Annotated in this window: 22 protein-coding genes; all 22 read right to left on the bottom strand. The window is 48.3% G+C overall.

The genetic code is table 11. From position 1 onward, the window contains the following. On the bottom strand, positions 1–579 hold the full coding sequence (locus W04_RS04150) for a nucleoside triphosphate pyrophosphatase (protein WP_053909881.1): 579 nt from the start codon (positions 577–579) through the stop codon (positions 1–3). A gap of 2 nt (positions 580–581) precedes the next feature. Next, positions 582–1,061: a rod shape-determining protein MreD gene (gene mreD, locus W04_RS04155; protein ID WP_022945535.1), complete on the bottom strand. Its 480-nt coding sequence runs from the start codon at positions 1,059–1,061 to the stop codon at positions 582–584. Further along, positions 1,054–1,899, bottom strand: a complete 846-nt coding sequence (gene mreC / locus W04_RS04160; RefSeq protein WP_022945534.1) for a rod shape-determining protein MreC — start codon at positions 1,897–1,899, stop codon at positions 1,054–1,056. Before mreC ends, mreD begins: the two co-directional genes overlap by 8 nt. Next, entirely contained in the window at positions 1,899–2,942 is a 1,044-nt protein-coding gene (locus W04_RS04165) for a rod shape-determining protein (protein ID WP_022945533.1), read from the bottom strand. Before W04_RS04165 ends, mreC begins: the two co-directional genes overlap by 1 nt. A 148-nt stretch (positions 2,943–3,090) precedes the next feature. Continuing rightward, complete coding sequence (locus tag W04_RS04170) at positions 3,091–4,308, bottom strand: PEGA domain-containing protein (protein WP_082342117.1); 1,218 nt, start codon at positions 4,306–4,308, stop codon at positions 3,091–3,093. A 109-nt stretch (positions 4,309–4,417) separates the two neighbouring features. Then, positions 4,418–8,632: a DUF6701 domain-containing protein gene (locus tag W04_RS04175; RefSeq protein WP_197275939.1), complete on the bottom strand. Its 4,215-nt coding sequence runs from the start codon at positions 8,630–8,632 to the stop codon at positions 4,418–4,420. Between the two features lie 65 nt (positions 8,633–8,697). Beyond that, positions 8,698–9,153: an agglutinin biogenesis protein MshP gene (locus tag W04_RS04180; RefSeq protein WP_130147138.1), complete on the bottom strand. Its 456-nt coding sequence runs from the start codon at positions 9,151–9,153 to the stop codon at positions 8,698–8,700. Continuing rightward, positions 9,125–9,856, bottom strand: coding sequence for a prepilin-type N-terminal cleavage/methylation domain-containing protein (locus W04_RS04185; protein ID WP_053909884.1), 732 nt, complete (start codon positions 9,854–9,856; stop codon positions 9,125–9,127). The genes W04_RS04180 and W04_RS04185 overlap by 29 nt, the downstream gene beginning before the upstream one ends. Further along, the gene (locus tag W04_RS04190) at positions 9,856–10,362 is read right to left on the bottom strand and encodes a prepilin-type N-terminal cleavage/methylation domain-containing protein (RefSeq protein WP_053909885.1); all 507 of its coding nucleotides are present in this window, start codon (positions 10,360–10,362) and stop codon (positions 9,856–9,858) included. The genes W04_RS04185 and W04_RS04190 overlap by 1 nt, the downstream gene beginning before the upstream one ends. Next, positions 10,352–10,810: a type II secretion system protein gene (locus tag W04_RS04195; RefSeq protein ID WP_053909886.1), complete on the bottom strand. Its 459-nt coding sequence runs from the start codon at positions 10,808–10,810 to the stop codon at positions 10,352–10,354. Before W04_RS04195 ends, W04_RS04190 begins: the two co-directional genes overlap by 11 nt. Positions 10,811–10,813: 3 nt before the next feature. Beyond that, positions 10,814–11,356, bottom strand: coding sequence for a prepilin-type N-terminal cleavage/methylation domain-containing protein (locus W04_RS19145; protein WP_053909887.1), 543 nt, complete (start codon positions 11,354–11,356; stop codon positions 10,814–10,816). Positions 11,357–11,380: 24 nt separating this feature from the next. After that, entirely contained in the window at positions 11,381–11,959 is a 579-nt protein-coding gene (locus W04_RS04205) for a prepilin-type N-terminal cleavage/methylation domain-containing protein (protein ID WP_053909888.1), read from the bottom strand. A gap of 78 nt (positions 11,960–12,037) precedes the next feature. Continuing rightward, a complete protein-coding gene (locus tag W04_RS04210; protein ID WP_053909889.1) occupies positions 12,038–12,526 on the bottom strand; it encodes a hypothetical protein in 489 nt (162 codons plus the stop codon). 1 nt (position 12,527) lies between these two features. After that, the gene (locus W04_RS04215; RefSeq protein WP_053909890.1) at positions 12,528–13,754 is read right to left on the bottom strand and encodes a type II secretion system F family protein; all 1,227 of its coding nucleotides are present in this window, start codon (positions 13,752–13,754) and stop codon (positions 12,528–12,530) included. After that, positions 13,754–15,466, bottom strand: a complete 1,713-nt coding sequence (locus tag W04_RS04220) for a GspE/PulE family protein (RefSeq protein ID WP_269432182.1) — start codon at positions 15,464–15,466, stop codon at positions 13,754–13,756. The genes W04_RS04215 and W04_RS04220 overlap by 1 nt, the downstream gene beginning before the upstream one ends. After that, entirely contained in the window at positions 15,466–16,671 is a 1,206-nt protein-coding gene (locus W04_RS04225) for a tetratricopeptide repeat protein (RefSeq protein ID WP_053909892.1), read from the bottom strand. Before W04_RS04225 ends, W04_RS04220 begins: the two co-directional genes overlap by 1 nt. Beyond that, on the bottom strand, positions 16,668–17,570 hold the full coding sequence (locus W04_RS04230) for an ExeA family protein (RefSeq protein WP_053909893.1): 903 nt from the start codon (positions 17,568–17,570) through the stop codon (positions 16,668–16,670). The genes W04_RS04225 and W04_RS04230 overlap by 4 nt, the downstream gene beginning before the upstream one ends. After that, complete coding sequence (gene mshL / locus W04_RS04235; RefSeq protein ID WP_053909894.1) at positions 17,570–19,261, bottom strand: pilus (MSHA type) biogenesis protein MshL; 1,692 nt, start codon at positions 19,259–19,261, stop codon at positions 17,570–17,572. Before mshL ends, W04_RS04230 begins: the two co-directional genes overlap by 1 nt. Then, positions 19,245–19,562, bottom strand: coding sequence for a hypothetical protein (locus W04_RS04240; RefSeq protein ID WP_053909895.1), 318 nt, complete (start codon positions 19,560–19,562; stop codon positions 19,245–19,247). Before W04_RS04240 ends, mshL begins: the two co-directional genes overlap by 17 nt. Beyond that, complete coding sequence (locus W04_RS04245; protein ID WP_053909896.1) at positions 19,540–20,196, bottom strand: hypothetical protein; 657 nt, start codon at positions 20,194–20,196, stop codon at positions 19,540–19,542. Before W04_RS04245 ends, W04_RS04240 begins: the two co-directional genes overlap by 23 nt. Then, complete coding sequence (locus W04_RS04250; RefSeq protein ID WP_053909897.1) at positions 20,193–20,786, bottom strand: PilN domain-containing protein; 594 nt, start codon at positions 20,784–20,786, stop codon at positions 20,193–20,195. Before W04_RS04250 ends, W04_RS04245 begins: the two co-directional genes overlap by 4 nt. Continuing rightward, positions 20,783–21,718, bottom strand: a complete 936-nt coding sequence (locus W04_RS04255; protein ID WP_053909898.1) for a hypothetical protein — start codon at positions 21,716–21,718, stop codon at positions 20,783–20,785. Before W04_RS04255 ends, W04_RS04250 begins: the two co-directional genes overlap by 4 nt. Positions 21,719–21,781 lie beyond the last annotated feature (63 nt).

The following is a 21,781-nucleotide window of genomic DNA, read 5'->3' on the forward strand; positions in this document are numbered from 1 at the left end:
CTAAAATTCAGCTATTAGTTTCTGTGTTTCATACAAAGGTAACCCCATCACGGCGAAATAGCTACCGCTGAGGTGGGTGACAAAGGCACCAGCGCGTCCTTGAATTCCGTAGCCGCCGGCTTTATCGAGTGGCTCACCGGTGAGCCAATACGCCTCGATTTCTGACGCGGTCAAGGTTTTAAACTGTACGTCAGTGGTGACGACTAAGGAGCTGGTTTTAGTCTCGTTAGCCAAAGCGACTGCTGTCATCACTTGATGCGTACGGCCACTGAGTTTGTTCATAGTAGCGACAAAATCGTCATAGTCTTTAGGTTTACCTAAAGCTTGGTGGTCGAATACCACCACCGTATCGCTACCTAAAACAGGGCGGTCGGTATAGCCCATAGCCACGGCTGATTCAGCCTTTAAGCGTGCGAGACGTTCTACCAACTGTCTTGGTGTTTCCTGTGCGAGTGGAGTTTCATCGGCATCAACAGCAAATTGCTCAAATTCAATGCCCAATTGCTCAAATTCAATGCCCAATTGCTGCAATAGCTCACGCCGACGCGGCGATTGCGAAGCAAGATATATAGCAGACATAACTAACGGATCCGAAAATGGCGGCGATATTTACGTAATAATAAAAATAGCCATGGCCAACAAATAGCACCGGTCGCTGCCGGCCATAAAAATTGCGGTGCAAAATAGACTTCAAGCAAGAAGTGGTGCAGCCAGAATTGCAATAAATGATGCAGAGCCAAAAACACCGCCACAAGCAACCCTTGTTGCCAAATAGAGAAATTACGCAGCTTTTGGTAATTACTCGCAGTAATGTAAATAGTAATGGCATAAGTCAACGAATGCACCCCCAGAGGTGAGCCCGTTGCGAGGTCTATTACGAGCCCTGTTAACCATGCACTGCCAATATTAAGACGATGAGGGACCGCAAGGGACCAATACATAAGTACCAGTAACACCCAGTCAGGGCGAAAGGGTTCAAAAGAGATAGGCAATGGCATCAGCGCCAGCACCAATGCAAAAAAGATGGTAACGATAATGAGCCAAAATTGACGATTAATCATTATTTACCTCAGGCGTCGCCGCTGCACTGTTCAAGACCACTAACAAACGAATGCGATCAAGTTGCGCTACGGGCTCCGCATAAATCTGCGCGAACGGTCGTCCTTCATCACGGTTAATTTCCGTAACTACCGCTACCGGGTAACCCTCTGGAAAGCGCTCTCCTAAACCTGAACTTAACAGCACATCGCCAATACGAATATCTAAACTGTGGGGCACATGCGAGAGTTTAACTCGGGTAATTTTACCAATGCCTTCAACCACAGTTCGCACATCGTTGCGTAATACGCGCACGGGGGTGGCATGAGTTGTGTCTGTGATCAACAAGACACGACTGGTATTCGCGCCCACCTGCACCACTTGCCCCACCACGCCGAGCTCATCAATTACCGCCAGGCCTTCTTTTAGACCGTCGGAGGTGCCCTTATTGATAACCACTTGGTGGCTATAGGGGTTAGAGTGCACCGACAGCACTTGCGCAACTAGCTTGTTATTCTGTTGCCTCGGGTCCGAACCCAATAGCGCTCGTAACTTGTCATTCTCACGAGCTAAGAATTCAAATTGCTGCAGCTGTTCACTTTGCAATAGTTGCTTGGTCTTCAGCGCTTGGTTCTCTCGCAGTAATTGCTCTCGAGAGGTGAGGTTTTTGGCACTGGTGGAAATCAGCTCATAAGGAAGGTTTGCTAGGTAAAGTAAAGGGCTTACTAGCGTATTAAGCGAAGTACGAACAGCAGTGCCACCGCTGGTGTAGCGATCGCCAACAATCAAGATAACACTCAGCACAACTGCGATGGTCAACCGCAGTTGCATTGAGACAGTACGACCAAATAATAGCTTCATTAGTCGTAGCTAAATACATCACCGCCGTGCATGTCTATCATTTCTAAGGCTTTACCGCCGCCTCGAGCAACACAAGTTAACGGGTCATCAGCAACCACGACGGGGATACCCGTTTCTTCCATCAACAAGCGGTCTAAATCTTTTAATAGTGCTCCGCCACCGGTTAATACCATACCGTGAGCAGAGATATCAGAGGCTAACTCGGGAGGAGATTGCTCTAGAGCGACCATGACTGCGCTAACAATACCCATAAGTGGCTCTTGCAGCGCCTCTAAAATTTCATGTGAGTTTAGAGTGAACGAGCGCGGCACCCCTTCAGCTAGGTTACGACCACGGACCTCAATTTCTTTTGCATCATCGGTTTTAAATGCCGAGCCGATTTCATGTTTAATTTGCTCAGCCGTGGCTTCACCAATCAAGCTACCGAAGTTACGGCGTACATAGTTAATAATGGCTTCATCGAACTTATCACCACCAATACGTACAGAAGAAGAGTATACGACTCCGTTAAGTGAAATGATGGCCACTTCAGTCGTACCGCCACCAATATCAACAACCATTGAACCCGTTGCTTCAGACACGGGTAAGCCGGCACCAATTGCGGCCGCCATAGGCTCTTCAATAAGGTACACTTCGCGAGCTCCCGCACCCATTGCTGACTCACGAATAGCACGCTTCTCAACTTGAGTTGCTCCACAAGGAACACAAATCAACACGCGCGGACTCGGGCGTAAGAAATTGTTGTTATGGACTTGCTTAATGAAGTGCTGCAGCATTTTTTCGGTAACATAGAAGTCAGCAATTACGCCGTCCTTCATCGGCCGAATCGCTTTTATATTACCTGGCGTACGGCCCAGCATTTGCTTTGCTTCTGTACCTACCGAGGCCACACTCTTTGGTCCACCAGCACGTTCTTGTCGAATAGCTACAACCGAAGGCTCGTTAAGCACGATACCTTCTTCTTTTACATAAATTAGGGTATTGGCAGTACCCAAATCGATCGAAAGATCGTTGGAGAAGAGACCACGGAGTTTCTTAAACATGGAACTGGTTGACCTTTGAAAAATTCTTATTATCTGAAAGCTTGAGACACTTTACCAATGCATCCCCCTCGCGGCAACATAAAGCTTGCGCTAGCACGAAAAAACAGCGCCAAGGGCAAAACTGTTTAACAAACGGCCACAATAACGCTTATTTACTGGCTAATTTTACGGCGCTTTTGCTGAGTTGAGCATACACCACTTGGGGCTTTTCGAGCACCAACTTTACTTGGTAACTTTTGTACCCCGGTTTGCGCACTTCCACTTGATACTCACCCAGTGGCAATGTGACATCCAATTTAGTTTGCCCGTATGGTTCACCATTGATAAATACGGTGTCATCAACAACGTTAGAGCGTACCGTTAACGTTACCGGATTAGCGTCTTTAGCGTGTTCTTCGAAGTCTCCTAAAGCGGCTATGCGACCAACCTCGGTTGCCGAGCCGGTATTATCGCTTTGCTCACTTAACTGCCCCTGACTCACCTTATTATTGATGTTGTGATTTTGTAATCGGTTCACGGTGATTGTGCGACTTTGGCAATAACCTGGATCAACTTCGAGCAACGAACACAATTGCGAATTATCAATTTCGCCAGCCATGGCCACACTCAAATTGACATTAAAATTACCTTGGCCGCTAAAGGCGCTGTCAACTACATGGCTGGATACCACTTTGACCCGAGCGTTGGCCAAATCACGCTTGGCACTGACTAAACGGTACTCGGATAAATTGTTGTACACTTGATCTAAAAAGCGAGAGGTCGCTTTGCTAAGCCCTTGTTGCTGCCCACGGCGCTCGCATTGCCCTAAGGTTTCATCGCGCTGGCAGTTGATAGTATGCACCACTTCCAAGGTTCCTTTGCGGGCAAATTCGGTGCGTAAACGTTCAACGCGAGCTTGGTCAAGCGATTGCTGCAATGCCAGTTTACTTTTTCGGTTTTGCGCCACAGCAGTATTCAGTGCGCTAATACTTTCACGCTGACCATTGATTGCCGCTTGTTGAGCGTGAATTTGCGCTTGCTTATCATGCAGAGTTTGAGTGGCCTGTTGATAGTCTTTTTGTAAGCTATTCAAAGGCGTGTTTGGGTCTTTCAGAAAAGCCTGATAGCCCTCATCTAACGCCTGCCTGGCGAGCTGTTGTTGACGTTCAACCTGCTTGGCCTGCGCTTGCATACGCTGCAACTGAGTGTGCAATAAAGTCAGCTCATCTTGGTGTGCTTTTATCTGCAACTGATCGCGCTCGAATTGCTGTTGATTCTGACTGAGCTGCGCGGCGATTTCCGCTACTTTTGAGGTATCTTGTGCGTTAGTCGCCATACTGAATACTGCAAGGGCGCATAGTAGTAGTGATGACAGAGCTAGTCGCATGGTTTCCTTCCTAACAAATAAGCATCATCTTGTTTTGTTAAGGGTAGTATAAAAAACCATTTCTACTAGAAAATGAATAAAAACCAGCACATTACCTAAAAAAGGTCAGTTAGTTGAGCTGCTCGCGCCAATAAATAATACGGTCATTACCACGGAAAGTACCAAACTTGAGTGTCGCACTGGGGTTTTCATCAGCCGCACCATCACCGCTCCAATCCCAGAGCAACCAATCAGGCGCAGGGTAGCTCACCGGATAGGTACCAGGGTTTTCCTCAGAGTCGGCAAAAATCCCTTGGTCAACCACGTAATCGCCCGAGACCAACGCTCCACTACCCGTTGTGCTTAGCTCACCACTGCTGTCGATTAAATCGTTATGCGTATACGCACTGCAATGATCTTTGCTATTCACCGCCCAGCGCTGCCCTTGCCAGTACTGAGCTTGCATTGGCACCAACAGTGGTTCGAACTCACTGCCAAAGTTGTTTTCTAAGCGCAATCTACCGTAGCGCATATCCAACAAACCGCTAAAGGCTTTAGCGGTACAGTTACTGCAACTGGCCACCGAGTCTCCTACCATATCGGCGCTGCGCCATGGACGATTGTCAATTTCGCTGGAGATTTCAGCCCCTAGCTGCAATCGATTAAAGGGGCCATCAGGCTGCGCATTTGCCAAGCGTGCAAACATGCCATTGCTAACATTTACGCTGTAGACTCCTTGTTGCCATGTGCCCACAGCGGCACTAAAGCGCGACGCCAAACTTGCCTGCTGTGGCTCTAAACTGCGTGCTACGTAATTAAACTCGGCGCGACCTTGGTAATGTTCACCATAGTTTTGCAATACTCTGCCGGTGGCGCTTAAAGCGTGTGCCTGCCAACTCAGACTAATCTGCGGCTGGTCCATATAGGTAAAGTCAGTGCAGCTATCAAGTAGCTGTGAGGAATTCATGGCAAAATGCTCGGGGTAAAAACGACCAATCACGGCACTGGCCACTTGCTCACCTAAGTATGAAGTCGCTAAATACTGACCATTCACCGGGGCTACGTCTAAGCGAATACTCCCTGCTTCATCCCACATCACTTGTTGGCTTTGTTGTACACCTGAGGTATTCGTAAGTGCGAACGACCCTGAGCTTAATAGGCTGCCATCACCAAATCCAGGCTGTGGATAGACACGATCGAATAAGGTCACTTGAGCGCGCTGCGAAGGTGACTCTAAACCAAAGTTGGGGGTCACATTTCCCTGCTTATTCACGCTTGCCACTTGCACTTGGAACGCCTCGCCTGCGGCCACAAACCCAGCCCCTGAGCCTTGAGTTGCTGGATTTATGCGGCCATCACTGGCAGCTACTGCTATGACCTCCAGCTGGTAAGGTTGGCTCACAAAAGCGGCGCTACTACCCTGCAGGGTGAATTCTGGCTCGGTGGGGGTGGCCGCTACGGTCATTGCCCCATGTAATTGCAGCTGACCTACATCACTGTAGTTGAACTCTAACGGCGCCGCACCCTGGTTATTAAAGGTTAGCGCGACGCTCTGTTTATTCGCTTGTTGCCCTTGGTTGTTGAGGCCAATGGCTGTGCCATTGATTTGAGCTTGCTGGCCACTTTGGCATACCCCCGGGTTTTCACAAGAAAGGCCTAACTGCACCTGCTGTTCGCCTGCCACCCGTGCTTCACAAGCTCCGGTTACGGCATTGGCGGCAACCGCTTTTAATATCAGGTTATTAGATTCTCCTGCACGTAGGGTTGGCGGTGCAGACACGCCGTCACTGGCAAAAAATGCCAGCCCTGCATCGACGAAATCGATGGTGCAATTCGATAATGTACCGCCAATAAAGCAGCGATCTTGACTAAATGGTTTAGCTGGCGGTGTGGAACTTGCCACACCTATTTGCGCACTGCCTCCTTGTGGTAGCTGTAACTTCGTCGTGCCTACGCCATTAGTCAATGTAAACGGGTTACCACCGACAAATGTCCCAGCGGTGCTACTCATTTGTACTTCAACATCTTGCTCAACTAACGCTGTACAGTTTTCATCGGCACAGGCCTGCACCTGTATGTCGGCACTATAACAGCGCACGGTTTGCTGCGGATGCGATAAGCGAAAATGATCGACGGTGACACCAACAGGCTCAGAGCGCAATGCACAAATTTCGATGTTATCGAGTTCATGGATGTTAGTAGAGCCGCCCGTCGAGCCGGTAAAGGATAATAAAAAGTTTTCCGGTACCGGCGCCTGACCAAAACCGCTATCTAGCGCATTAAAGCTATCAATGAGCACTTCAAAGCCGCTACCGGTATTACGCTCTACTTTTACAATGCTCTGATTAGCGATTCTCGAGTCGATAGTGATGCGATAACGATGGGGTTGCGAGGAGGTTGCCTCATCCACTCCCGGTGATAAACAATCGCCGTTGGTGTTCGTGGTGCCATTGTTACAAGTGCCGCGTAAATAGCGGTATCCCGATTGACCATCACCAGAGCCGCGCACCACAACTGATTGTCGCCGCCGACCGATGGAACCATCCCCACCCTCATTAGAGAAGTTTCCAAACTCATCCAGCCCAATCCCTAGCCAGCCGCCAGCAAAACCAGACACCCCTGGTTTATAGCCATAGCCAAGAGGACCACCGAAAGAGCCTGGCTGCGGAGTGACAGCAGCATCAGAGAAAACCAATGCAGCACCATCAGCGCCACTGCCACCATAAGCAAAGTAATCAAACTCAACCTGAACTAAGTTATTCTCCGCCGGAAACAAGCGCTGAAAATTCACCGAAGTTGCCTGGTTGGTACGCGCCTCGGTAAGGCGTAGGCGACCATTCACCGGTTGTGGGGTAAAGTTACCGCGACTACGAAACGGGATCCATTGCTCACTGAGCGATGAACCACTGAAGTCATCGCTGATACAACTTAAGCAGGTGTCTGGACGCACATTACCATCTTTGGTCAGCCCTGCAAGCTGGTTGGTGTAGATAGTGGTTATTTGCTCAGTGGAGAGCGCCCCTTCATAGATAAGCACTTCATCCAGCACACCATTGAGCTCGTCGGCAAATGAGCCATTACTTCGCCACCATACTCCCAATGCCGTGCGCAGCACATTGAGACTACCCGAAGCAGCCTGACGGCAACCAAAGCTAACCCCGTTAATATATAAACAGATATCACGCCCCGAACGGGTCAAAGCAATGTGATTCCATGTGCCGCTGGTAATTAAAGGCGCTGGATTAGAGAAGGCATAATATTGCCCTTTAAAGCCAACTCGTACCTCGCCCCCTGAGCGTACATATAACTCAATCTCAGTATTGGTTTGATTGTTACTGGCGGAGAGCAACTCATTAAAGCGCCCAGTATCGTCAACTTGCGCCCACAAAGATAAAGAAAAGTCATTTCGGCCATTGAGAAGGGCCGCTGGTAAAGCAATATAATCATTGCCACTGCGGTTTAAACCCGCACCATTATTAACCTGCCCCGGCTCAGCGCTAAGCAAATACCCATTCGCTGGATAGTTGCCGGTTAAATCTTCCAATACGCCCGAGTCTAAGTCAGTACACAGATCAAGCGGGTAACTTGCTAGCAACGTTAGGCATGATCCTCTATCTGCCATTAGCTGGGCAATATCAGTCTCACTTAAGGTATCATCATGAACCTGAATATTATCTAACACACCATCAAAATAGTTGGTCAAGTTACCCCAATTTGTTGCTCCTAGGTATAAGTTTCCCGCTGTGTTCTTATTAGTGTAATCAATATATACGCGTTGAGATCCGGCAACCGTATCTCCGGCTTCATTGAACAGTTGTAACGACATTTGCGTTCGAGCATTGCGAAGTACATAGGCTTGAGCCACAAAAAAATACCAATTTCCCTCGCTTAAGAGGGCATTGGAAGTATATTGCTCTGGGCTTCCATAGCGATCCCAGAGCGTAAACGTCACCCGCCCATCCTTAGTGTGCAAACGATACTCCTGTGAATTACCTCCCTCTCCTTTGTGAACAATTGTGCCTGTCGCTGCTAGGTTATCAATACGAAACCAGCCACTAAGAGCAAATGCGCGGTTTGCACGCAGTAGTGGTGAAAGAGACACCGAATCAGCCACTGAAACATAGTATTGCGCCGGATAATACTGACCATTTGGCGGCCCTAAGTAGCCTTCACCACGAAACCAGCCGCCACGACAAGCGATTGCCTCAGTTGTGCTCGCCCCGTTTATTGCCGTACCGTGAAAGCCGTTACCACTTATATCGCGAACTTCATCGCTTACACCCGTCCACTGGGCTTCATTCATCGACCAAAAAGCAACAGTTTGTCCATAAGCATATGGTGACATGACGACACATAGCAGCATCCACATGCTAAATATGTACGCAGAAAACATTATCTTTGTGCCTAGCTTCACCCTTCTAGCCTCACTTCCACAGCGATACTGCGCTGTACATCGATACTGCCAGTGCTACATTGCGCAGCACTGGTTATTTGATAAAAATTAACTGCGCCACTGGCCACTGTCGGCTCAGGAACATCTTCTTCACTGGCACAGCTCATTTCCACGGTGCAATTCTCCAAGGCACGGCTAGCAAAGCTATAATTCGCCCCAGCTATGAGCGCACAACTGGGGGTGCTGTCAGTAATCAACCGTTGCAGGCTGCGCTCTATGCCACTTTGCGCAGCCATGTAACTGCGCGCCCCATAATATTCTAGGGCGTTTTGATTGATACCCGCGTTAATCACGCGAGAGAGCGCGAGGCCAAGCGCCAATAGCAGCACCGCCACTACGACCGCTACAACCAACATTGAGCCACGCTGCTGACGAAAAGAGCTGCTAGGGAACATTAGGAATATGTACCTCATGCGTTAGCCTAAGCTGTTCACCTTGCTCAGAACTAAAAGTTAAATCAAGGGTAACCAGGGCATTACGCTCCAATGTGCCCGGTTCATAGCGTGGTTGCCAGTCACTGACTCCCACAGCCAATAGGTTGGTCGCTGCATTTTGCTTGCGCACCAAAGATGCCCGGCCATCGACCACTTCGGCGCATAGTTCAACTTGGGGGCCAATCACATAAAAGCGCTTACCGGGTGAACTGCGCTGTGGCTGGGCGCTAAGCTGCCAATCATAAATATTGTCGTTATTACCCTGATCGTCAATATCAGTAATAGTCAACGCGTTATTTTCAATATCATTCACACTAGTAGGGAAGATAACAATCTTATCAACGTTTTCAACAGCACTGCCGTCAAAGTCAACCACTGGCAAAGGAGCTTGGTCTATCTCCCCCAGATAAGAGCCACTGCTCTTGATGGGGTAAAAGCTTAAACATCCGTTTGTGCCATCCACCGCGATGGAGTTAGGAACACTATTACGTAACTCTTTTTCTAATCGCAAAATAACAAATCGCGATTGCGCTACCAGCCCTGAACGTTGATTACCCTCACTGTAAATTTGCATAGCAAAGCGAATAAACTGGGTCACCCCGACTGCAAGTATCCCTAGGATAACGATCACTATGATCAGCTCTATTAAGGTAAAGCCCTGATTGCGACTAAATCCACGCATCAATAATTACCTCGATAAGCATCAAAGCGGTAGCGCTCACCATTGGGGGCGGTGATGGTTACCTCAATGCGCTTTGCCTGTTCAATGTTATCATTGCTGGATTGGTCGTAATCACCGTCAATCGCGACTAACACTGAGGCCGCGAATCCAGAATAAGTACCGCCGACATCAGTAATACTTAACCCATTGTAGTCATCAACATCATCATACAGATCACGACTGCCCTCCTCAGGGCCCATGGTGGTGCTACAACCAACGGGTTTTTCATCGCAGCGCTGAAAGGGCGGACTACGATCGCTGTTTTCGTCATAGGCTTTACCCAGAATTTCATTCATCAATGACTGCCCGAGCTTGGCTGCTTTTACTTGCACTAGGGGTTCAGCGCTTTGCCTTGCTTGCGGAGCAATCAAGGTGAATACAATGACCATCGCGATGGCAAAAATTACAATGCCCAGAATCAATTCGACTAGCGTAAAACCTCTCGCTCGCGGGCGCTTAACAGCCATACACAGCCCCTTCGCCGCTAATGCACACAGCTTGATTCCCCACCTGTACACGGCAGGTATTGGCGCAATTAATATCTGGTTGCCCTAGATGGTTAAAAGACAAGGAACTAAAGCTGCCACCGTTGTTATCGGTGGTGGTAAAAGTGATATCAGTGCCGGTGCTATCAACAACGAGATAGTCGTCATAGGCTGTAGAAATGGTATTTTCGCAATTTTGATTAGCGGGGGGCGCGATTAACGTGGTGGTAATTTTAACGCAATTATTACTATTAAGATTGTGCATCGCCTGCAACTGGATACTGCGGATCATCGCCAGCGTGCGGTCTCTTAAAGTGTAGGCATCTTCATTATTGGAGCCGAGAAATCGGGGTATGGCAGTCACCGCCAATACCCCAATAAGGATAATCGTGATTATGAGCTCAACGAGCGTAAAACCACGGTTGTTCATTGCTTACTGACAGTCGTCAAGATTTAAGGTGATCACTGGCGGTGTATTAGCATCGGCTGCTTCGGTGTAGGCCACATAACAGCCATCATTAGCTTCACCGCCGGTACCATTACCTGCCACTACCGCAGTCGGTGCATCACTACCTGTCGTTCTTACCACAAAAATAGCGGGTGTCCCGCCTGTAGCTTCAATCACATCGCTTGCAAAGTCGTTGGTTAAATCAATATCCATCGCTGCGGCAATACCTGTAGCTGCGGCTTGCGGGTAGCCAAAGGAAGTCGTTACATCAACGGTTCCATCGGTGCCTAAGTCAACCCCTTCGGTGCCATCACCTACATTACCTTGAATACCTTCAATAATAGCCTTTCCGTAAACGATATCTTTGGCAGAGTTCATCGCGCCTCTAACACCTTGTACCGTTGCCGCATTGGCATCACCCTGCAAGTTTAAAAAGCGTGGCGCCGCTGTGACTGCAAGAATCCCTAGAATAACAATCACAATAATCAATTCGATTAAGGTGAAACCTTGTTGTTTTGTTGCTTTCATCGTCTGTACCTCGTTATAGCAAACTTAAAATACGGTTACCTGCCCTGTTGCGGGAAAGTAAGAAAAACCATCAGTAGCTGCACCATCAGGCACAGAATCGTCAGGCAGATTCGCGACATTGGTGGTATCGAGCGAATCTGAAAGATAGTAAATACACTGCGAATTGGCCGCGTTAAATTGTACGTAATAACGGCTTTGCGCGGCCTGATTTGGGTCAATGGTATTAATAGGCGCTGATTGTAAAATAAGATCAAACACATCTTTGCAATCTTGGCGTGCCATAGCGCCAACAGTGGTATCGGAGCTACCATCGTTGGTGGGGTAGCCAATATCGCCATCAACACCTAAGGTAACTTGGTCATACACCACAGTGGTAATATCAGCGCCACCATTATCGACTAAGCGACCGTCAACTTCCCATTGTGAGCGCACTAATCCTATCGCCGCTGCAAATCCACCAGCCACGCCTTCAACCGATGCTTCGCGAGCATCATCGGTAACGTCGATAAAGCGCGGCAATGCGGTTGCAGCCAAAAGCCCTAAAATAATGATTACTATAATAAGCTCTATGAGTGTAAAGCCACTTTGTTGTTTGCGTTTCATTGCCTACTCCAACAGAGTTAAGTACCTAAATTCATTCTAGACCAAAGGCTGAATTACTCAAAAATCATTATGTTTTGTTTATTTGAGTGTAACAGCCACTTGACCGGTGTGTACATCAAAGCGAAACCAGGCTCGCTCATTAAAAAGAAACTCACACCCGACTAAGGCTTGCCCTGCCCATATCGGCTTAACACTGACCCCAGCCAGGTTGCCCTGCCCTTGCATTCGGGCAAATAAGCCCTGACAGGGAGCCCCATCGCCCTCAAGGCCTGTCGGCCAGCCAAAGCGATTAACCACAAACTGTTGTTGACCCACCACCTGCATTTGCGCGCTCACCTGCTCTAAGGTAATGATATCTTGTTTATGGGCTAGCCACTTACCATGAATAGCAACGGCACTGTGATGGAACTCCGCCACCGCTTTATGCAAGTTCACGTCATTGACATTATTAAATAACTGGCTGATATAGTAAATAAAAAAGCCAATAAACACACAAATCAGCAATCCACTAATAAGCAGTTGATAAACCCGGCTCAAACGCCGGCTCACCTGCTGCTGATTACGCACTTTAGCCCCCTTTAATCGCAGACATCAGGTTCCACATAGGAGTAAAAATACCCAATGCCAGTATTAGCACCATTACCGCCACCAAAGCAATTAAAATGGGCTCTATCTTCGCAGTCAGGCTCTTTAAATCAAAATCCACTTCGCGTTCATAATAGTCGGCACTTTCTTGCAACAGTTCATCAACGCGACCGGTTTCCTCCCCGACTGCAACCATTTGTAACACCAATTGCGAGAAGAGCTCACTCTGTCGGGAAACCCGCAACAGGCTGTCGCCTTTTTCTATGCCGCGTCGCATCTCGACAATACGCTGATGCATATAGGCATTATCAACGGCATCAGCCGTAAGGGATAGCCCGGTGGTCATTGGTACACCAGAACGTAACACCATGGCAAAACTGCGGCTGTATCGAGATAACAAAGAACGTTCAATGATACTGCCAATAATGGGTAAACGTAATTTCACGCGATCCCATTTCAATCGCCCTAGCTCGGTACCTAAGTAACGCCGTATCCCGTAATAGCTTGCCGCCATCAATGCCAGCAACAACCACCAGTAATGAACAAAGAAATTAGACGTGCCAATGAGAATGCGCGTCATCAGCGGCAACTCAGCATCGAATTTAGAGAACATTTGCGCGAACACGGGGATCACAAAAATATTTAAGATAAACATGGCCGCGATGAGGGCGATGATCACAAACGTAGGGTAGCGCAATGCCGCTTTTATTCGTTTTCGCGTTTCTTGCTCGCGTTCAAAATATTCAGCCAACTGTAAAAAGGCATCCTCAAGCTTACCGGTGTTTTCACCCACCACCACGATAGAGATCATTAAACGATGAAAAACCTCCTTGTGGCTCGCCATAGCAGCGGATAAATTGCGCCCCTGCTCAAGCTGAGTGGTAATTTCTTTTAATACCTCGCGAAAACGCGGATTTGTGGTGGTTTCAGCCAGGCCGTTAATAGCGCGGATAATCGGGATCCCCGCTTTGAGCAGTGAATACATTTGCCGTGAAAAGATAATCATCTCATCAAGGCCGACCTTGGGCTGAAGCCAAGCCATAAGCGGTTTGTTATCGGCGCTTTTTACCACCTGAGTTTCATCTATCTTAATGGGCACACTTTGACGCGCCAATAACTGATCCGCAGCCGCTTGTGCGTTATTAGCCTCAACCACACCTTTAATTAGTTTGCCCTGGCTATCTTTGGCCTGATAACGAAAATGCGCCATTAGTTGTTTACTACCTCAGGTACATATTCAGCTACTTTAAATACTTCATCCAAGGTGGTGATCCCTTGCTGAGCGTAGTCCATTGCCATATGTGATAAAGGTGAGAAATCTGGGTTATTCTTCGCTGCTTGTGCAAAGGCTTGGGTATCACTTTGGCGCAGCGCATCCATCATATCTTCGTTCATTTCTAGTAGCTCAAACACCCCGATACGGCCTTTATAACCGGTGTGATTGCAGCTGTTGCAGCCTCGCCCTTGGTAGAATTGCGCATCCGCTAGGTGAGGCTGTAAATAACGTACCCAGGCACGTTCTTGCTCGTCGGCTTCATAGGGTTGCTGACAGTTTTGACAAATACGGCGCACTAAGCGCTGAGCGATAATCGCTCGCAAGGAGCTGGCAACCAAATAAGGTGGTGCGCCCATATCGATAAGACGCATGGCGCTGGTGATGGCATCATTGGTGTGCAAAGTACTCAATACCAAGTGTCCCGTTAGTGCACCTCGCAGTCCTATCTCCACGGTTTCTTGGTCTCGCATCTCGCCGACCATGATAATATCAGGGTCTTGGCGCAAGGTTGTACGTAACACATTCGCAAAGCTCAAGCCTATTTTACTGTTCACCTGGACCTGATTTATACGGCTGATACGGTATTCAACAGGATCTTCCACAGTGATTATTTTATTCTGAGCCTGATTAAGTTCGCTCAAGGCCCCATACAGGGTCGTCGTTTTACCCGAGCCGGTGGGGCCGGTAACAAGGATCATGCCGTGCGGACGCTTCAGCGTTTCCCGTAACTTATGTAGCAAAGGTGCTGGCATACCGGTTTGATCTAAGGTGAGCAGCCCGGCGGATTGATCCAGCAAACGCATCACCACCGATTCACCATTTTGCACCGGCATGGTCGAGAGCCGCACATCTATGCTGTGGCCTTTTACTTTGATATTAAAGCGCCCATCTTGGGGAATGCGCTTTTCTGATATATCCAAGCCGGACATTAACTTAAGGCGTAGTACTAAGGCTGAGGCAATCTTAACGTGATCTAAGATATTCTCTTGCAACACACCATCCACCCGCTGACGAATACGCAGCATCTTTTCATCGGGCTCAATATGGATATCCGAGGCACGGACCTGTACCGCATCCTCAAAAATGGATTGCAGCAGCTTAACAACCGTTGCATCTGAGGTGCTGTCATCAAGGGCGTTGAGTTCGAACTCTTCCCCTTCTTGATACTCCTCATCAAGTTGTTCAGCAAAGTTAGCAATATCTTGGGTGCGTCGGTATACGGTATCGAACGCCTCTAACATTTGTGACTCTTGCACCACCGCAAGGTCGATGCGCTTCGAACCCAGAATAGGCCCTAACTGGTCAAGGCCACTTAAATCAGCAGGGTCACTCATACCCAATAACACGCTGTCGCCGTTATCCTCAATAACTAGCGCACGGTAACGGCGCGCATATACCTCAGGTAAGAGGGTGGCGGTTTCTGGCGCGATGCGACGTTGCGAAATATCTAAAAAGGGAACATTCAGTTGCTGAGCCAAAAAGCGCAGTAACTGTGGCTCGGCAATCACGCCTAAATCAACTAAGGTCGCCCCAAGTTTCCGCCCTGAGCTTTTTTGCGCCGCCAGCGCTTGCTCAAGCTGCTCTTCGGTAATTATCTGCTCGTGGACTAAGAGGTCCCCTAAGCGCATTTTTAAGCGAGGTCTAATCATGGCGTGTCCTGTAAACTATCATAGCGAGCTCGAGCGTATTGTTGTGACGGCCCTGATAAGCCACCTAATTGTAAAGCGGTAGCATAATGCCCTCGAGCGCTATGGTATTGGCCTAGTGCGTCTTCTGATGTGGCCAACGCCAACCACCATTTCGCTACATTGGGTTGACGCCTTACTAATTCAGTAAAGCATACCTTGGCAATATCGTGCTGCTTTAGCTGGCGCGCTGCCGATCCTTTTAAAATCCAATAGTCGTTGTTACCCAGTTGCGTTGCGCGCGCATTCTGGCCATCTCCTAACACCTCAAGCACGCGCTGATATTGCTGTTGTTCAATGGCCATTTTGGCAATCATGACACGCCATGAAAGGGTTTCTGGCGCCACTTTTAAGCCATTAATAAGCACACTGTATGCTTCTTCTAAGCGCTGTTGTCCATATAAGGTCGCAGCGAGTGATGACCGGGCTTGTTCATGTTCGGGAACAAGAATAACGGCTTGTTCAAACTGCTTTATAGCCTCGTTCGTCATTGCAAAGCGCAGCGACTGTTGTCCTTGCTCAAACCAGCGCTGCGCGCGCTGCTGAACACTTAGCGCCTTGACCACCTTCACAGCGGTATCACTGGATGACGCCACTGGCTGCGAGGCGTTAACCGCTCTCGTTGGTGGCTCAACTTGAGGTGCTTTTGGCTGCGTTGCTACTGGCTTATGACTTGGCTCGTCCTCAGTGGCCACCATTGCTTGTGCTGCCTCGAACGACTCGGTGCTGCTAGGTAGCTGCTGTGATGATGTCGGGGGCTCTGCTTGCTCGTTCTCTACCACGTTGGCATGCTGTGGACTATTGAGCTCGGCATTGATGGCTGACACAGGCCGACTGTTATCATCTTTAGGTGCCGTTAAAGCCACACTGGTCGTTTGCTTGGGCTGCGATGCTGTCTCTTCGATAACGAGCGTTGGCGCGTTTGCCTGGTGCGAGGGGCCAGCGACTGGCGCCTCGTCAAAGCTGTCACTTGTGCTTTTAGGAGCTGCGGGGATCAGTAAATAAGCAAGGGCGATGACGACCATGGCGCTCACTAACACCGCAACAATGGTGATGACATTTCGCCAAGGCCGCGCCTGCGGCAGTTGCACGGTCGGCTCTAACGCCAGTTCATGTTCGCCATCACGCTGCTCAATGTCTTTGAGGGCCTTGTTTAGTAGACTCACAACACTTGTCTCCACAACCAAATCCCCGCCACGCCTAACACTGTCACACTGAGCACTGCAAAGAACCACCAGCGCCGCATAGATGTTGGGGCGTAGCAATCCTCGGTATCGGCAATTGCCGCGCGAATATAGCGCTTATTGAGTGCTGTTTGTCCTTCCCCATAAGCCAATAATAGCGCTTTGTGGCATACCGTATTTACTAACCGAGGAATACCGCGACAAGCCCGTGCTATATGGTGGTTCAGACGCGGTGAAAAGAGGGGAGACTGCGCGCCTGCGCGGCGAAGGCGATGATTAATGTAGTAGTCCACCTCCGCAGCTGTCATCGGCCTCAGCTGATAGGAAAAACCGATGCGTTGGCGCAACTGCCTTACTTGCGGATTGGCCAGCTTAGTATCCAGTTCTGGTTGTCCAAAGAGGACTACTTGGAGCAGTTTTTTTTGTTCCGTTTCTAAGTTGGTTAATAACCGCAATGCCTCCAGCGCTTCCCAACTAAAACATTGTGCCTCATCAACAATCATAACCACCTTTTTCCCTTCTTGACTCAGGGTTAACAGGCGTTTCTCTATGGATTGGCTCAATGTTTGTTGGTCTTGCTCGGGCGCAAGTTCCAGCCCCAACTCAGCCGCCACCGCCCATCGCAATTCATCTGGGGTTAAATAAGGGTTGGGCAAATAGACAACCACATAATTATCCTCAAGGTGGTTTATCAACTTTCTACAAATCAGCGTTTTGCCTGTACCCACTTCCCCGGTGACTTTTATAAACCCTTCGGACATACTCAGTGCACTGAGCAGCACTTTCAGCGCTTCGTTATGAGGCTCAAGAGCACAGTAGAACTGCGTGTTCGGGGTGAGCGAAAACGGCATTTCCGTTAGGTTAAAAAAGCTGAGATACATTAATTGCGGTACCAGGTATCTAACAATTTACGTGAGCGTTGTTGCTGCTTCTTCCATGTGTCTGGCATAACCACGGTCGGGCGCAGTAAGATGACCAACTCTTTTTTATTCTGTTTCTTACGAATACTTTTAAACAGATTACCAACGAGAGGAATATCGCCTAACACCGGCGTTTTCGAAACCTCGTCGGAAGTAATGGTTTGCATTAAGCCTCCGATAACCACGATTTCGCCGCTCGATGCCCTGATTACCGTATCAGACTCTCGAATATTACTTTGAGCCAAAGGCAGCTCGATACTTTCGCTCCCTAATTTAATTGACTTGGTTTGCTCCTCGGTTTGAGTCACGGATGGGTGTACGTGCAAAATAACCGAGCCATATTTGTCTATTTGAGGCGTTACATCCAAAGCTATGCCAGAGAAAAAGGGTGTAAGCTCAATGTCATTGTTATTTTGTTGGGTGACATTGCCGATGTCTTCGCTGCTAGATACATCGGTTACAAAGTATTCATCTTCCCCTACTTTAATCACCGCTTTTTGGTTGTTAGTTGCAGTCACTCGAGGGTTTGAGAGCATTTGCACATCACCTTGGGTTTGCAATAAATTGATCACCCCAGCAAAATCAGGATTAGAGAAGACCAAACTAGCAGCCCCCCCTAATTCCGCAGAAATTTGATTACCGAGCTGCGCTGCTGTCGAGGAGAATGACAGTGATGTACTGCCAATATTTGCCGCTATTTCAGACCAATTGACTCCCTGCTGATATTCATCTTTGAGTGTCACCTCGATGATACGCGCCTCTAAAATCACTTGCCGCTGCAAGCTTTCCTCACTGTGGCGCAAGAACTCTTTCATGGCAGCAATCTCACTCGGTAATGCATGCACTGTTACCAAACTTGCTTGCGGACTAACAATGACATAACGACCACCGTGTGTGCCCACCAGTGATTGCAATGCCTCTTTTAAGTCGGCCCAAAAATCACTCTCGCTACTGGTTTGAATATTTGAGCCATTAAGCTGTTGAATATTTCCAGAGCCACTGTTGTTGCCATTATTGTTATTAATAGCGTTGTTATTACCGCCATTATTGCTACTAAAGTTGTTATTTCCGTTGCCACTGTTGCCGTTGTTATTCTGATCGTAATCGCTCACGCCGCCGGAGATAACGCTGACATTCGATACACCAAAGCGACGCATCATCAGATAGTTTACCGCTATAGACTCGGTGCGCATTTTTGCTGGTAAGACTTGCACTACCTGGCCTTCAAGAAACACATCAAGTGGATACATGCGGGTGATGATCTTAAGCACTTCATCCATACTGACCTGCTTAAGGTTCAAACTAATGGCGCCGGATACCTCAGGATGAATAGCGACACTGAAAGGGGTATCGTCTACCAGGGCGTTAAAAAATGGCCGAAGTGCAACTTCATTGGCGACCACATCGAAGCGCTCAATAGCCGTGCTGGGCTGCACCTTAGTGTGTGCTGATACCGAGCTCAGCAATTCTTGCTCAAAGTCTTTCGGGGGTTGCGGTGCCTCACTAACCTGCGACTGTTTTGCGGGTTCTAGTTCCTTGGCGATATGAGGTTGCACTCGTTCTCCGGTGCCGAAGGTCGCACAGGCGCTAACCAGCAACGAAGAGGTACCAACTATAAACCAGTGGACTAATAACTTATTGTTTAATTTCATTGCTATATAACTCTAACTTCAATTGCTTTGCACCTTGAACAAGGAGCACAGCATGGGCGCTAATATTGGTGACAGTGTAATCGGCTAACTTATCCCCCTGAGCGTATAACTGCCCAGAAATAATGGCCTTATGTTGACCTTTTTTACTCACTACCGACTCCAATACCCATTGCTGCTGTACCGACTCAGTACTACGTGATATCTGTGCCTGCAAAGCGGGGCGTGTTGGGTCTTGTAAAACTTGTGCCGCTATTGGCACACTTGCGACCATGAACAGGCTACAGGCTAATAAATGTTTCATTGTTACTTACCGTTGCTAAGTTCAAGGTGAGTTGCGCTCTCGGATGCTCCTGCACCTGATAATGAAAGCCTGTGATGAGTACCCGAGTGGCTGCCTGCTCAATTCGTGCCATATAATCTCGCAAAGCAAAGTAATTACCTTGCAAGGTCATCTGCATATTGTGCTGATAAAACTGTAATTGTGGTGACGATGGCTCACTTTGCTCGCCTGTTTGCACCGCTTCCACACCCATCACCTTAAAACCCAGTAACTGCACCCCTTGTTGCTGAGCTAGCAAATCGCCGAGAACATCAGGCATACGGTCGCCGGACACAAAACCATCACTGAGCTGTTGTAATTGTTGGTCTAAATTGCGGTTACGCTGGTGCAGCTCTTGAAGCTGCAACTTGAGGTTAGCTTTGTAATCAATAGCCAAAGCTTGAGTGAGTGCCTGTCGCTGTGTGCGCAGTGATGCATTCTCACTCTGGTAACCGGCAATTTGCGTGGCTGCTTGGTCGTGATTTTCCATCAATGGCATGCTTATAAACCACCCACCTAAGTACAGAATACAGAACAGCCCCACTGTCAGCACCAGCATCTTTTCCCGCTGTTGTAGCTGACTAAACTGGTTACTTATATGTTGCCAACGCTTCATGGCTGCTCCCCATCAATGCGAGTAGACACATTAAACTGTCTTAGCTCATCACTTTGATCGAACTCCAAGACCGAAAACTCTTTACCTAAAAAGTAGCTGGAATTTCTTAATTGTTTAAGCCACGGAGCTATTTCACTGGGTACCGCCGTTTTGCCCTGTAACTGCACATGACGCTGACTAATATTAATTTCTGTTAGCCACACTTGTGGGTTGTGATAGCGCGCCAAGTCATTCATCAAGTCGCTGTAAGTAAGCGGTGCACCGCTGCCCTTCCCTTGTAAATATGCAATCAAACTAAGGCGATGCTGCTCTGCGCGCTGTTGCTGTTCTAGTTGCTGCTGCAAGTTCTTGGTATCGCGCCGCTGCGCTAATTGCTTGTTAAGCTCTGCCACTTCAGCTTTTAGGTGGCTATGTTGCTGTGTAAGCTCCTGCAACTGCTGTTGTTGATGATTATTACGCCATACTTGCAGTGCGATAACCACAGCCAACACGACAAATGCAGCGATGAATATTTTTACAACTAGAGCCAGCGGCAGCGGATCATGACGCGGCTTCAAGCTTTCTTGGTAAAAATTTATGCTGCTTTTCATGCCTGCTCCAACATCGGAAAATAGGCGCCCGCCAAAGCCATATGGAATTTAGGGTCAATCACATCAGCCAAATCCATAACCGGTTTAAACTCCACAATAGGGGTAGTTTGAAACGCTTGCAAACGCGAGATCACCGCCTGAGCATCATCAATGCCTTGAATAAGAATTTCCTTTATTGGTGGCTGTTTGAGCTGGCTCTCATAAAAGTCCATGGAGCGCTGAATCTCAAGCCCTAACGAATCACTTAAGTGCGACAAAGTGGTTTCATCGGGCTGTTGCTGTAACGCGCTGAACCCTCGTAGCCTGCGATTAAGCAGCAATTGTTGATCGCGAATGATTAACACACTGGGTTCATCACCAGGCTCCTGATACACCACCAAGCGGGCATAGTTATCTTTGGCGGTCATCGCCGCGAGGGTGGTTTCTTTCACCGATAGCTGCTGAAGGTGGCAGTCATTGAGCTTATCGAGCTCAGAGACCAGCGGCCGCAATTGCTGTTTATCGGTAGCAAACACATTAATCTTGGCCTTTTGACCGGTGCTTTGAATCGGGTAATCGATATAATCAGCAATGATATTCTCAGCACTTATGCTCACCAAGTCTTTTAATGTCCACGGCAGTGACTGAGTGATTTCTTGCTCGCTCAGCTCTGGCTTCTCGGTCTGTACTATCTGATAATAGGATTGTGGTAACACCACGTACAAGTCGCAAGTGTCAGAAGAGATCTTGCGTAGCAATTTAAGTAATGCTTTCGAATAGTTAGCTGAATCGTTGAGCGGCAGCTCTTCGGTATCACTGACAAACCATTGTTGCTTTTTTTGCTTTAACTGCACCGCGCGTAACACGTCTGCGTACAAGGCAACGCCCACTATTGCTTCGGACTTTTTCTTTGTGTTTAGCCAAGGAACACGGGCCAAGAGTTTAAATGCCATATAGTCTGCAGTATCACCTATAAGAATATACAAAGTATCAATAATTTGCGGAATTTAGCAAGT

Source organism: Pseudoalteromonas sp. SW0106-04 (assembly GCF_001293805.1).
In the GTDB taxonomy this organism is placed as follows: domain Bacteria; phylum Pseudomonadota; class Gammaproteobacteria; order Enterobacterales; family Alteromonadaceae; genus Pseudoalteromonas; species Pseudoalteromonas ruthenica.

Coding starts and splice junctions, on each gene's coding strand:
- mshL (WP_053909894.1), bottom strand. CDS start 19,261: ATGAAATTAAACAATAAGTTATTAGTCCACTGGTTTATAGTTGGTACC.
- W04_RS04245 (WP_053909896.1), bottom strand. CDS start 20,196: ATGAAGCGTTGGCAACATATAAGTAACCAGTTTAGTCAGCTACAACAG.
- W04_RS19145 (WP_053909887.1), bottom strand. CDS start 11,356: ATGAAAGCAACAAAACAACAAGGTTTCACCTTAATCGAATTGATTATT.
- W04_RS04240 (WP_053909895.1), bottom strand. CDS start 19,562: ATGAAACATTTATTAGCCTGTAGCCTGTTCATGGTCGCAAGTGTGCCA.
- W04_RS04250 (WP_053909897.1), bottom strand. CDS start 20,786: ATGAAAAGCAGCATAAATTTTTACCAAGAAAGCTTGAAGCCGCGTCAT.
- mreD (WP_022945535.1), bottom strand. CDS start 1,061: ATGATTAATCGTCAATTTTGGCTCATTATCGTTACCATCTTTTTTGCA.
- W04_RS04180 (WP_130147138.1), bottom strand. CDS start 9,153: ATGAGGTACATATTCCTAATGTTCCCTAGCAGCTCTTTTCGTCAGCAG.
- W04_RS04165 (WP_022945533.1), bottom strand. CDS start 2,942: ATGTTTAAGAAACTCCGTGGTCTCTTCTCCAACGATCTTTCGATCGAT.
- W04_RS04150 (WP_053909881.1), bottom strand. CDS start 579: ATGTCTGCTATATATCTTGCTTCGCAATCGCCGCGTCGGCGTGAGCTA.
- W04_RS04195 (WP_053909886.1), bottom strand. CDS start 10,810: ATGAACAACCGTGGTTTTACGCTCGTTGAGCTCATAATCACGATTATC.
- W04_RS04175 (WP_197275939.1), bottom strand. CDS start 8,632: ATGTCACCATATGCTTATGGACAAACTGTTGCTTTTTGGTCGATGAAT.
- W04_RS04255 (WP_053909898.1), bottom strand. CDS start 21,718: ATGGCATTTAAACTCTTGGCCCGTGTTCCTTGGCTAAACACAAAGAAA.
- W04_RS04205 (WP_053909888.1), bottom strand. CDS start 11,959: ATGAAACGCAAACAACAAAGTGGCTTTACACTCATAGAGCTTATTATA.
- W04_RS04185 (WP_053909884.1), bottom strand. CDS start 9,856: ATGCGTGGATTTAGTCGCAATCAGGGCTTTACCTTAATAGAGCTGATC.
- W04_RS04170 (WP_082342117.1), bottom strand. CDS start 4,308: ATGCGACTAGCTCTGTCATCACTACTACTATGCGCCCTTGCAGTATTC.
- W04_RS04230 (WP_053909893.1), bottom strand. CDS start 17,570: ATGTATCTCAGCTTTTTTAACCTAACGGAAATGCCGTTTTCGCTCACC.
- mreC (WP_022945534.1), bottom strand. CDS start 1,899: ATGAAGCTATTATTTGGTCGTACTGTCTCAATGCAACTGCGGTTGACC.
- W04_RS04190 (WP_053909885.1), bottom strand. CDS start 10,362: ATGGCTGTTAAGCGCCCGCGAGCGAGAGGTTTTACGCTAGTCGAATTG.
- W04_RS04215 (WP_053909890.1), bottom strand. CDS start 13,754: ATGGCGCATTTTCGTTATCAGGCCAAAGATAGCCAGGGCAAACTAATT.